This window comes from Nocardia sp. NPDC001965, from assembly GCF_053594175.1.
In genome coordinates, this window is sequence record NZ_JBSFDZ010000003.1 from 1 (window position 1) to 12224 (window position 12224).

A 12224-nucleotide genomic window follows, 5' to 3' on the forward strand; every position below is an offset into this window, starting at 1 on the left:
CGCCGTTTCGGCCTCGAAAGCGCATGAGCCGAAGGCTCGAGTCTCGAGGCCGAAACGGCGAGACTGAGGGGGCCTCGACCCCGCGCGCGCCAGCGCGCCAAAAACACAGCACCTTTGTGGGCGGGCACGCGGTTCTCACCTTGTGGGCTGGTGCGCGCTGCTCACCTTGTGTTTGTGGGCGGGCACGCGGTCCTCGCCTCGTGGGCTGGTGCGTGTGGTTTGTCGCGTTTGTGGGCTGGTGCGCGTCCTCGTCGCCCTTGCCGGCGAGCCCGAATTCCCACCTTCGCGAGCACCGACCTACCCGCCCACCATCCCGAGCCCCTCGATCGGCACAGGCGTCGAGGCCCGTCGGGGTGCTGCCGGAGCAGGTTTCCGCCTGTCCGGTATCGACACATTTTTATACCGATTCGGCGAAGATATCGTCCGGGGTTTCGGTGCTCGCGGGCCAGCCGGGGTACGGCGGGGGAGTTCCGTCGAACGCCGGGCACAGGCTTTTATAGGCGCAGTAATCACACAGCCAACTCGGATTCGGCGGAAAATCTCCGGTCCGGCCGGCTGTCCGCACCGCGTTCCACAGGGCGGTGAGGGTGCGTTCGAAGCGGAGGAGTTCGTCCTCGTCCGGGGTGTAGGTGAGCAACTCGGCGTCGGCCAGGTAGATCAGCCGGAGCTGGGCCGGTACCACTCCGCGGGTGCGCAGCAGCATCAAGGCGTAGAACTTCAGCTGGAACAGTGCCCGGGTCTCCTGGGTGGGGCCCGGTGCGCGCCCGGTCTTGTAGTCCACCACCCGTAGCTCGCCGGTGGGTGCCACGTCGATCCGGTCCACGAAGCCGCGGAGCGGGGCGCCGTCCGGCAGGATCACCTCGAGCCGGGTCTCGCACGATTCGGGTTCGAAGCGGCGCGGATCTTCGAGCCGGTAGTAGGTGCGTACCAGGGCCCGGACCTCGTCGAGAAAGGCGGCGACGTCGAGACCGGCGGCGAGCAGTTCGGCCGCTTCGGGTCGTTCGGTGAGCACTCGCGCCCAGGCCGGTTCGGCGAGTGCGGTCGCGTGCTCCGGATCGCGCTCCGCGGCGGGTAGGCCGTAGAGGTCTTCGAGGACGGCGTGCACCACGGTGCCCCGGACCGCCTGCCTGGTCGGCGGCTCCGGTATCCGATCGACGGTGCGCAGCCGGTACTTCAATGGGCATTGTTTGAAATCGGCTGCGCGCGAAGGGGACAGCGCCGGACGGGCGGAGACCGGTCCCGGCTCTGGACCGGAATCGGCCGGGGGCGTGCTGGGTGGCGCGGACATACCTGGCAGGCTATCCGGCGGCACCGACACGGTGTCGCGCCCGGTGATCGGCCGGGCCGCAGTCCTCATCGTGAACGGAGATCCATGACGGCCAGACGGACCGGGCCATTCGTCGTCGGCGACCGGGTGCAGCTGACCGATGCCAAGGGCAGGCTGTACACGGTGCTGCTGGAACCGGGTAAACAGTTCCACACCCATCGCGGCGCCATCGATCACGACGAACTGATCGGCGCCGACGAGGGCACCCTCGCCCATTCGAACAACGGTACGCCCTACCTGGCCCTGCGTCCGCTGCTCACCGACTACGTGATGTCCATGCCGCGCGGAGCGGCGGTGATCTATCCCAAGGACGCCGCGCAGATCGTGCACGAGGGCGATATGTTCCCCGGTGCCCGGGTGCTGGAGGCGGGTGCGGGTTCGGGCGCGCTGACCTGCTCGCTGCTGCGCGCGGTGGGGCCGGACGGGGCCGTGGTGTCCTACGAGATCCGCGAGGACCATGCCGAGCACGCCGTCCGCAATGTGGAGCGTTTCTTCGGCGAACGGCCTGCGAACTGGCAGCTCACCGTGGGCGATGTGGCCGATTACGACGGGGAGCGGGTGGATCGTGCGGTCTTGGACATGCTGGCGCCCTGGGATGCGCTACCCGCCGTATCGCGGGCGATCGTGCCCGGTGGGGTGCTGATCGTGTACGTGGCGACGGTGACCCAGCTCTCCCGGCTGGTGGAGGCTCTGCGTGAGCAGCAGTGCTGGACCGAACCGCGCTCCTGGGAGTCGATGGTGCGCGGCTGGCACGTGGTGGGCCTGGCGGTGCGGCCGGAACACCGGATGCAGGGCCATACGGCCTTCTTGGTGAGCGCACGGCGGCTGGCCGAGGGTGTGGTGACCCCGAAGCCGCAGCGCCGTCCGTCGAAGGGCTGAGCGGGCCTCGAGAACGGCCGCGGGACCACGGGAATGCCGGATGCACCGGCGGCTCCGTGGTCCCGCGGGGTCGTGGGCCTAGGCCGGCGAGCAGGGGATCTGGGCGAAGCCGAACAGCACGCAGGCGCTGGCATCGGAGAGCTTCCAGGTGCCGTCCTCGTGCTCCCAGGTCATCGGCATGGCCGGTGCGCTCTGGCCGCTGGGGCTGGTGATGGTGGTCTGACCGGTGGCGGTGTCGCCGTCGACGGTGATCTCGCCGACCTGGAAGGTGATCCCGCGATATGTCTGGAGGGCGGCGTTGAGCTTCTCGAGGAGGTCCCGCCGGTTTTCGCCGTCGTCGATCAGCTTCACCTTCTCGTCCACCGGGACATCCGGGTTTGTGATCTGCTCGAGGTTGGACTGTAGGCTCTGCGCGGTGGGCGCCTCCGCGGTATCCCCGTGGTCGTGATCGTGCTCCGTAGCGCTCGTGGTGGCCGCGGCACTGCCGGCGGCAGTGCCGCTCGCGGCTGTCCCCGCGCCGTCGTCGTCGGACCCGCAGGCCGTCAGGCCCAGCGCCAGTGCGGCGGCTGCGGCTGTAGCCGCCGCGACGCGGGACAACCGCAGTGTCCGTGCGGGAAGTTGCATAGCTGGCAACCTTTCGGCTAGTCGGTGAGCATGCCCACCGTAAATGGGTTAGGGCAGGCTAACATGGTTTGACCAGCATACGGCCGCGGACCAGATGTGATCACGACGAAATCGTGTCGGACAGCGCAAACGGGCCGCGCCCGGTAGCGTTGGTAGACCGGGACTGGGAGGAGCAGCACATGAGCCCCATCGAGAATTCGGATTCGGCGGCCTGGAGAGAACTCGAGGCAGTACGCGCCGAAGCGGCTGCACTCCGGAGGCAACTCGCCGACTCACCGGATCGCTCACGGGAATTGGAAGCCCGTATCGATTCGCTGACCATTCGCAACACCAAGCTGATGGATACCCTGAAGGAAGCGCGACAGCAACTCGTCGCGTTGCGTGAGGAGGTCGACCGGCTCGGTCAGCCACCGAGCGGTTACGGGATTCTGATCGGGGTGTACGAGGATCAGACCGTCGACGTCTTCACCTCCGGCCGCAAGATGCGATTGACCTGCTCGCCGAACATCGACACCACGACGCTGGCCTACGGCCAGACCGTCCGCCTCAACGAGGCGCTGACGGTGGTCGAGGCCGGGATGTTCGATGCGATCGGGGAGATAGGCACGCTGCGGGAGATACTCGACGGGGGCCGTCGCGCGCTCGTCGTCGGGCATGCCGACGAGGAGCGGGTGGTCTGGCTGTCCGGGCCGCTGACCAAGCTCGCCGATGCCGACGATCTGGAAGATCCGGACTCCCCGATCCGCAAATTGCGGCCGGGCGATTCGCTGCTGGTCGACACCAAGGCCGGATTCGCCTTCGAGCGCATCCCCAAGGCCGAGGTCGAGGATCTGGTGCTGGAAGAGGTGCCCGATGTCGGTTACGAGGACATCGGTGGTCTCGGCCGTCAGATCGAGCAGATCCGCGACGCCGTGGAGCTGCCCTTCCTGCACAAGGACCTCTTCCGCGAGTACGCGCTGCGTCCGCCCAAGGGCGTGCTGCTCTACGGTCCGCCCGGCTGCGGTAAGACGCTGATCGCCAAGGCGGTGGCGAATTCGCTGGCCAAGAAGATCGCCGAAGCCCGCGGCGAGGATGCCAAGGAAGCGAAGTCCTACTTCCTGAACATCAAGGGCCCCGAGCTGCTGAACAAGTTCGTCGGCGAGACCGAACGCCATATCCGGATCATCTTCCAGCGGGCCCGCGAGAAGGCGTCGGAAGGTACGCCGGTGATCGTGTTCTTCGACGAGATGGACTCGATCTTCCGGACCCGTGGTTCCGGTGTCTCCTCGGATGTGGAGACCACCGTGGTCCCGCAGCTGCTGAGCGAGATCGACGGCGTGGAGGGTCTGGAGAACGTCATCGTCATCGGCGCCTCCAACCGTGAGGACATGATCGATCCCGCGATCCTGCGGCCCGGCCGGCTGGACGTGAAGATCAAGATCGAGCGGCCGGACGCCGAATCCGCGCAGGACATCTTCTCCAAGTACCTCACCGAGGGGCTGCCGCTGCACGCGGACGATCTCGAGGAGTTCAAGGGCGACAAGGTGGCCTGCGTCCGGGCGATGATCGAGCGGGTCGTGGACCGGATGTACGCCGAGAGCGAGGACAACCGCTTCCTGGAGGTCACCTATGCCAACGGTGACAAAGAGGTCCTGTACTTCAAGGACTTCAACTCCGGTGCGATGATCCAGAACATCGTGGACCGGTCGAAGAAGTACGCCATCAAGGCAGTCCTGGACACCGGCAATCCGGGTCTGCGGATCCAGCATCTCTACGATTCGATCGTGGACGAGTTCTCCGAGAACGAGGACCTGCCCAACACCACGAATCCGGATGATTGGGCCCGTATCTCGGGGAAGAAGGGCGAGCGGATCGTCTACATTCGCACGCTGGTCACCGGGAAGAACGCGAGTGCCAGCCGGGCGATCGATACCGAATCGAATACCGGCCAGTACCTGTAAGAACCGGCACACTCGCCGAGGCCGCGTCCCCTTCGAGGGCGCGGCCTCGGTCGTGTCGGATACCTCTGCGGGTGGATCCCGGGTACGCCGCGAAGAGCAGCGCCGGCCCGACATTGTGCACCCGGAATCGTCCGGTCGACCGACGCCGCCGGGGTCCGGTCGCGGATATGTTCCGAGGGCCCGGTTCACGAAGCCCAGGAGTACCCGTGACCACGAAAACCGATACCGTCGCCGCGACTCCGGACGATCTCGCCGATCCCCGGTTCGCCACGGGTCCCGTACTCGGGGTCGCCGCGCTCGCCGCCGCCGTGTTGGTGCCCTCGGCGACCCGCTACGGCTATTTCGGCGACGAGCTGTACTTCCTTGCCGCCGGTCGGCGCTTGTCGTTCGGCTACGCCGATCAAGGGCCGGTACTGCCGCTGCTCGCGGCACTCGCCGATACCGTCGCACCGGGTTCGCTGGTGGTTCTGCGGCTGCCGGCGATCGTTGTCACGGTGGCTGCCGTGGTGCTCAGCGCGGCTGTCGCGCGGGAGTTCGGCGGTGGCCGCGGCGCCCAGCTGCTGACCGCGGTGGGGTACGCGACCTCGCCCTTCCTGCTCATGCAGGCCAAGAACCTGTCCACCAATGCCATCGATTCCGCGCTGTGGGTCCTGATCACCTGGTTGGTCGTGCGCTGGGTCCGGACCCGCCGGGACGGGTTGCTACTGGCCGCTGCGGTGGTGACCGCAATCGATATGCAGGTGAAATGGCTGATCCCGTTCTTCTGGATCGCGGTGGCGATCAGCTCGGCGGCCCTGGGTCCCCGGGAGCTGGTACGCCGGCCGCTGCTGTGGGCGGGTGGCCTGATCGTGCTGCTGGTCTCGCTTCCCACCTTGATCTGGCAGAGCGGTCACGGCTGGCCACAGCTCGGGCTGAGCGCGGCGGTCCGCGCGGAACAGCAGTTCACCGGCGGCCCGGCGGGGTTCGTACCGCTCGCTGTTCTCATCGCGGGTGCGCTCGGCGCGGTCCTGCTGTGCTACGGCCTCTGGGTGCTGCTACGGCACGAAACGCTGCGCCCGTACCGTTTTCTCGGCGCCGCCACGGTGCTGCTGCTGGTGGTCTTCCTGGTCACCGGTGGCCGGGTCTACTATCTGGCCGGGATGTACGCGATGGTGTTCGCGGCCGGCGCCGTGGGCCTGGTCGCGTCGGTGCGACGCACCGGATCGCGCCGCCGCCGGCGCGTACTCGTCGGATCCGGGGCGGCGCTGCTCGTGCTGTCGCTCGTGCTGATCGCCGGGTCGACGCCCTGGCGGGATCCCGGCGATATCGCCCCGCCGGCCGACGATACGGAGGCCGCGATGAACATCGGACTGTTCGGTGAATTCGGCTGGCCCGAGCTCGCGACGGCGGTGGTGGCCGCCTACCGGTCGCTGACCCCCGCGGAGCAGGCGCGATCGGCGGTGATCACGGGAAGCTACTGGCAGGCCGGGGCATTGGACCAGCTGGCACGCGCGGACCTGCCGGCGGTGTACAGCCCGGCGCGCGGTTTCGGATATTTCGGCGCACCCGCGGATTCGGCCACCACCATGGTGTGTGTCGGTGGTGACGAGGACCGGCTGCGGGCCCAGTTCGCGACCCTGGAGCCGATCGGTCGCGTCGACACCAGGCTCGGTTTCCTCGACAACACTCGTGATGTCACGCTGTGGAAATGCGCACAGCCGCGGCGGCCGTGGGCGCAGGTGTGGCCGGAATGGATGCATCTGTAGCGGACTACGCTCGCTGCCATGAGCACTCCGGAAACCGAGATCTGGCACAACCCGCGCTGCAGTAAGAGCCGGGCGGCCGTGGCACACCTGGATGCCGCCGGAGTCGAGTATTCGGTCCGCCGGTACCTCGACGATCCGCCCACTGCCGCGGAGATCCGCACGGCGCTCGACCGGCTGGGCGCACAGCCGTGGGAGATCACCCGTACCGGCGAGGACATCGCGAAAGAACTGGGTATGGCCGGGTGGGGGCGGACCGCGGCCGACCGGGACCGCTGGATCGAAGCGCTCGCCGAGCATCCGCGGCTCATCCAGCGGCCCATCGTGTTCAGCGCCGGGCGTGCGGTGGTGGCCCGGGACGCGGATGCTCTGGATTCGCTCGGCTGACGCAATACCGGTTGCCCGGGGGTAGCACTTACCGCGGCCCGGCCGGAACTCGGTCGCCGAACCCGTCCGTCCGGGCGGCACCGGGCTGCCGTCGAGGCGGTACCGGGCCGCTGTCGGCCGCGCCGGGTGCACCGCTCCGGCGAAGGGCGCGGCGCACCGGGATCAGGGGACGTCCGCCGGCCGGTCCCAGCGCGCGGGACCGGCGGCTACACGGCGCCCATAGCGCACGGCCGACCGGCTCCGGGTGGCGGTAGTGTCGGCTCATGAAAGTTGAACTGCGGCACAATCCGTCGTCGACGGTGGCCCGGTGTGTGCTGGCCGGCGGCGAACCCGTCCGGGTGGAATCCGGTGCGATGGTCGCGCATTCGGCGGGAGTGACGCTCGAGGCCAAGGCCGAGGGCGGCATCCTGGCCGGTTTGAAACGGTCGATGCTGTCGGGCGAATCGTTCTTCGTCTCCACCTTCACCGCGCCGCAGCAGGGCGGCTGGGTCGATGTGGCGCCGTCACTGCCCGGGGATATGCTGGCCCTGCAGATCGCCCCGGATCGGCCGTACTTCATCAGCCGCGGTGGCTGGATCGCGAATTCCGCCGGTGCGCAGGTGGAGAGCAAATGGGGCGGTTTCGCGAACCTGTTCGGCGGTGAGGGCGGATTCGGGTTGCGCGCATCCGGTGAGGGGGAGGTGGTGGTCGGGGTATTCGGCGCCATCGACGTCATCGACCTGGCGCCCGGGGAGCCGGTCACCATCGATACCGGGCATGTGGTGGCCTACGACCTGTCGATCCGGTTCACCATCCGGCGCGCGGTCTCCGGGCGGTCGCTGCAGTCGCTGAAATCCGGCGAGGGCCTGGTCTTCGATTTCACCGGCCCGGGCCGGGTCCTGCTCCAGACCCGGAACCCCAGTGCCTTCGCGTCCTGGACGGCATCGGTTTCGTCCGGGTAACGCGGTGCGGTCGCCGCCGCCGCGACGACCGCACCACCGCCGGATCACTCGTCCGGCGCGACCACCGTGTATCGCGCGCAGGCGAATTCCCCGTTGTGGGCCACCTCGGTGACCCGCAACTCCGCCCGGCGCGGCAACAACGGCGCTCCGGCGCCGAGTGTCACCGGGGCGATCGAGACGATCACCTCGTCGAGCAGCCCGTGGTCGGCGAACTGTCCCGCGAGTTCACCACCACCGACGATCCACCTGTTCCTGCCGCCCGCCGCCTCGGTCATGGCCTGGTGGACGAGTTCGATCGGCTCCCGGGTGAATCGCACATCGCCGTCGGTGCGCGGTGCGAATTCACGATGGGTGCAGACCCAGGTCGGAATGTCGTAGGGCCAGGGTTCCGCGCTCTGATTGTCGAGCAGCCACTGATAGGTGTTGGCGCCCATGACGATCGCGCCGGCAGCTGCCATGAACGCGGTCATTCCCATGGGCCCGTCCTGGTCGGCCCGGCGGGAAAGCAGCCAGTCCAGTGAGTGGTCGGTGGTGGCGATGAAACCGTCGAGGCTGGTCGCTGTGTAGTAGACGGTCCGGGGCGGTGACGCCGGGGCGGTCATATCAATCTCTCTTTCGCAGCCAGTCGATCGGGTCACCCCAGCCGACGGCGTCATCGGGTGATGTGCTGCGTATCCAGTACCGCACCAGCTGGCGGCGATACGCGGAATAGGTGAGTACATGCGCGACCACGCTGCCCAGGACGAAACTCTCCGGCGGATCACACAGGGCGTCGATCAGGGTGTCGCCCCAGCCGCCCCGCCGGTCGATCTCGCGGACCGTGTCCAGCCAGCGCGGACCCACCTCGTCGAGACGTGCCGCGAGGGTGGGCGGATCGTCACCGGCGGCGGCCGGGGTGTCGGCGCCCTCGATCGAAGCCAGCCAGCACTCTTTGCTGCGGATCAGATGGTGCAGTACGGCGGCGACCGAATCCTCGGGGCCGTCCCACGGCAGGACCGTCCCGCCGGAGCCGCGGGGTCGCCGGTACTGCTCCGCGGTGAGCCCTGCCGCGGACTTCACCAGCAGGGCGGTGTCCTCGAGGTCGTGGTGCAGCAGTAGTGCGGTCGGGTCCATCTCGGAGCGTCCCTTCGGTTCCCCCTCGACCCACAGCGACATGGGCGGATGGAAATGGATTCCGTTCACCGCCGGCAGCCAGCGCGGTGCCCGGCCGGTCAGCGGCGGGGTCGCGCTCGGCGGATGGCCGAACGCCCGGGTGAACGCCCGGCTGAATCCCTCGACCGTGTCGTAGCCGGCGGCGAAGGCCACCTCGGTGACCCCCGCGCCCCCGCCGAGCTCCCAGCACGCGCGTTCCAGCAGTACCCGCCGGCGCAGCGCGACCGGCGATTCACCGGTACCGCGATTGAACTGCCGGGCGAAGTGGTACGGCGAGGAGTACGCATCGGCGGCCATCTGCCCGAGCGTGGTGTTGTCCTCGTCGAGAACCGCGTCCAGCAGTTCCCGTAGTCGGTCACGTCGGTTGTTCACCCGTCGAGTCTGTCGGCTCGACCGCCCGGCGCGCTTGACCGATCTTGCGCAAGTCGCCGCCGGACGCGGCGGTGCTCAGCGGCTGCTGCGGCGCTCCAGGCCCTTGCGGTCGTAGAGGATCGTGAAGACCAGCCCGAGCGCAAGTCCCACACCCAGCCCGAAGAGGCTCATCCAGACCCCGCGCGCCAGCCCCGGATTGCCGTGGGCGTCGAAGTAGAGGATCGCGCGGATACCCAGATAGATCTGGTGCATCGGTTCGAAGGCGGCCAGCCAGGCCATATAGTGCGGTGTCGCCTCCAGCGGGATGGTGGCGCCGGCCGAGGGCAGCCCCAGCACGATGAACAGGACCAGGTTGATCAGCAGGCCCGCCGACCCGAACACCGCCAGAATCGACAGCGCGGTGACACCGACCGCGATGATCGCCAGGACTCCGAAGAGGAACAGGGCCAGGCCGTGTTCGAGCGGAACATCCAGCAGGGCGGCGATACCGACGAACAAACCGGAGACAATCGGGGCCACGACGGCCATCACCCCCCACTTCAGCAGCAGCGTGCGGACCCGGGAATGCGGGGAGGTGGGATGGTGCACGAACCACGGTCCGTATTCGGTGGGCACGAAGCCGAGCGCCGAATCCACCATGGTGTGCACGATCATGGCGCCGGTGAAACCGGCCAGGACCACCAGCAGGGTGTAGAAGAACGCGGACAGGCCCTGCCCGGTCCCATCCGGTAGCGGCCGGTACGGCTCGATGAGGACCTGGATCGGTTCGGCCAGCATCAGCCGGGCGGCGCCGGAGACTTCGGTACCACCGGCCGGGCCCGCCTTCAATTCGTCGTCGACCGTGGCCGTCAACTGTTTGCCCACCTCGGCGTTCACCTGGACCAGGGCCTGCCGGGCGACGGTCTGGGTGATCTGGGTGGCATAGGTGCCGGTCCGGGGGTTGGTCACCACGGTGATCACGGGTTGCTGGATGTCACCGGGCACCACGCTGCCCGCGCCGAGGATCGATAGTCGCTTGGACAGATCGCTGGGCAGGATGACGGCGCCGTAGACCTCACCGTTGTCCAGCAGCCGCTGGGCCTCGCCGATACCGGTCACCCGCAGATCGACCTTGTCCGCGGGGACCCGTTCGGTGAGCGCGGAGGTGATCTGGTCACCGATATCTATCTGTTGTCCGTCCCGGATATCGCCGTCGTCCTGGTTCACCAGCGCGATCGGGAAATCGTGCAGATTCTTCTCCGGGTTGACCACATAGCCCAGGTACATCGTCGACAGCAGGGCCATCAGCAGCGTGACCACCACGATCGGGCCGGCCCAGATACGGATGCGCCGCCGGACCCGGGTTCGGGTGTCGGTATCGCCGCGCACGTCCGGTGCGGCGTGTGCGCCGGGTTCGTCGCCGGTGCTGTCGGTCCCCATCGTGTCCTCCGTCGAAGCTGCGCTCCCGGCCCGGGTGCCCGGGCCGGTCGTCTGCCGGTACGGCCGGGTCAATGGTGGCAGTTACCCGGGCCGGAAGCGGTACCGCGGACGGGTGTGTCTGCTCACTGTGGCAGGCGTATCAGTGCACTACGCCGGGCTATGCCCGATTCGGGAGAGGCGCTGTGCCCGATTCGGGAGAGGCGCTGTGCCCGATCAGGGCGATGGCAGGCTCATGCCCGATTCAGGAGCCGGTAGGTCGAATTCCAGAGCCACTCCACCGGACCGCGTTCGAACCGGCGCAGCCACAGATGCGCGAACAACGCGATCACCACGCAGACCGTCAGATAGATCCCGATCGTGAAGGGCACGCGGGCGGTCGGTGCGAACCGGGCGGCCAGCCCGAATCCCCAGCCGTAGCAGAGGATCGACGCCACCAGGTTCTGCAGGATATAGCAGCTCAGCGCGGCCCGGCCGATTTCGGACAGCCGGCGTCCGGGGAAACCGGTGCGCGGGCGACGCACGTAGAACTCGGCGACCAGCGCCAGGATCCCCAGGGCGACCACGGGGGCCACCACATAGCGCGTGATCAGCACCAGGTCACCGCCCCCGGCCAAGCCGGCAAGCAGATCGACGGGCGCGGCCACACCGAAACCCACGAGGACGAGCCGGCGCCGCAGCCGCGTGCCCTCGGGGCGGAACACTCCGGCCCGGAACAGCCGCGCGCCGAGCAGGAACAGCGCGATCGACAGCGGCAGGATCACGATCGCCTCGGTACGGAACGCCAGAGCGTGCTCGGCCCGGAACCGCACCAGATCCCAGAACGACCCGTCGGCGTACGGATTCGGCGACAGCGGTTGCCGTTCCCCTGCCGTCGAGGGTTCCGTCAGCAGCAGTGATCCGGCGTAGACGGTGATCAGCGTGAGGTGCACGCCGAGCATCGCGTAGAGCCAGCGGGCCTGTGCGCGCGCACCGCGGGTGAGCAGGAACGCGACGATCGATCCGGTGACGGCGTACCCCATGAGCACATCGAATTCGGCGATCAGGAGGAAGTTGAGCAGACCGTCGAGGAACAGCAGTCCCGCGCGCAGCGGATACCCGCCCGGCCAGGATCGTCCGGCCCGGCGCGCCGAGCTCTGCTGGATGGCCAGGCCGATCCCGAACATCACCGTGAGCAGACCCAGGAACTTGCCCTGGGCCAGCTGCTGCAACACCTTCTCGGCCCACATCCAGCCGTCGGTGGGCGCGGTGGAGATCCGGTGCAGATATCCGCTCAACCCCTCGGGATCGGTCAAAATCCAGACATTCGTGCCCAGCGTGCCCAGGATGGCGATTCCGCGCAGCACATCCAGTGCGGCGAGCCGGTGCGGACGGGCGGGGTCCGGTCCGGGAACGAGCTGGTCGGCGACGGTGCGGGTCATGGTCCGAGCATGTGTCGCGCGCT

11 protein-coding genes are annotated in these 12224 nt (G+C 68.3%); 5 read left to right on the forward strand and 6 right to left on the reverse strand.

The features are described 5' to 3' along the window. Positions 1-397: 397 nt before the first annotated feature. The gene (locus ACWCPQ_RS06520) at positions 398-1288 is read right to left on the reverse strand and encodes a RecB family exonuclease (RefSeq protein ID WP_449895533.1); all 891 of its coding nucleotides are present in this window, start codon (positions 1286-1288) and stop codon (positions 398-400) included. An 84-nt stretch (positions 1289-1372) separates the two neighbouring features. On the opposite strand from ACWCPQ_RS06520, the gene ACWCPQ_RS06525 reads away from it, so the two are divergent. Continuing rightward, positions 1373-2206, forward strand: coding sequence for a tRNA (adenine-N1)-methyltransferase (locus ACWCPQ_RS06525; protein ID WP_449895534.1), 834 nt, complete (start codon positions 1373-1375; stop codon positions 2204-2206). Between the two features lie 78 nt (positions 2207-2284). Here the strand turns inward: ACWCPQ_RS06525 and ACWCPQ_RS06530 are convergent, their stop codons facing one another. Next, on the reverse strand, positions 2285-2830 hold the full coding sequence (locus ACWCPQ_RS06530) for a nuclear transport factor 2 family protein (RefSeq protein WP_449895536.1): 546 nt from the start codon (positions 2828-2830) through the stop codon (positions 2285-2287). 179 nt (positions 2831-3009) lie between these two features. Here ACWCPQ_RS06530 and arc point away from each other — a divergent pair, with 179 nt between their 5' ends. The 4 genes from arc (at position 3010) to ACWCPQ_RS06550 (ending at position 7840) form a co-directional block, all read left to right on the forward strand. After that, on the forward strand, positions 3010-4770 hold the full coding sequence (arc, locus tag ACWCPQ_RS06535) for a proteasome ATPase (RefSeq protein WP_449895538.1): 1761 nt from the start codon (positions 3010-3012) through the stop codon (positions 4768-4770). Between the two features lie 167 nt (positions 4771-4937). Beyond that, a complete protein-coding gene (locus ACWCPQ_RS06540) occupies positions 4938-6515 on the forward strand; it encodes a glycosyltransferase family 39 protein (RefSeq protein WP_449895540.1) in 1578 nt (525 codons plus the stop codon). Positions 6516-6533: 18 nt separating this feature from the next. Further along, entirely contained in the window at positions 6534-6899 is a 366-nt protein-coding gene (locus ACWCPQ_RS06545; RefSeq protein WP_449895541.1) for an arsenate reductase family protein, read from the forward strand. Positions 6900-7162: 263 nt separating this feature from the next. After that, positions 7163-7840, forward strand: a complete 678-nt coding sequence (locus ACWCPQ_RS06550; RefSeq protein ID WP_449895542.1) for a TIGR00266 family protein — start codon at positions 7163-7165, stop codon at positions 7838-7840. A 44-nt stretch (positions 7841-7884) separates the two neighbouring features. Here the strand turns inward: ACWCPQ_RS06550 and ACWCPQ_RS06555 are convergent, their stop codons facing one another. The 4 genes from ACWCPQ_RS06555 to ACWCPQ_RS06570 form a co-directional block, all read right to left on the reverse strand. Continuing rightward, the gene (locus ACWCPQ_RS06555; protein WP_449895544.1) at positions 7885-8442 is read right to left on the reverse strand and encodes a dihydrofolate reductase family protein; all 558 of its coding nucleotides are present in this window, start codon (positions 8440-8442) and stop codon (positions 7885-7887) included. Between the two features lies 1 nt (position 8443). Continuing rightward, entirely contained in the window at positions 8444-9364 is a 921-nt protein-coding gene (locus tag ACWCPQ_RS06560) for a helix-turn-helix domain-containing protein (RefSeq protein WP_449895546.1), read from the reverse strand. A gap of 75 nt (positions 9365-9439) precedes the next feature. Beyond that, complete coding sequence (locus ACWCPQ_RS06565) at positions 9440-10783, reverse strand: DUF3533 domain-containing protein (RefSeq protein ID WP_449895548.1); 1344 nt, start codon at positions 10781-10783, stop codon at positions 9440-9442. Positions 10784-11013: 230 nt separating this feature from the next. Further along, positions 11014-12201 (reverse strand): DUF418 domain-containing protein, encoded by a 1188-nt coding sequence (locus tag ACWCPQ_RS06570; RefSeq protein WP_449895550.1) that lies wholly within the window; start codon positions 12199-12201, stop codon positions 11014-11016. Positions 12202-12224: the final 23 nt, after the last annotated feature.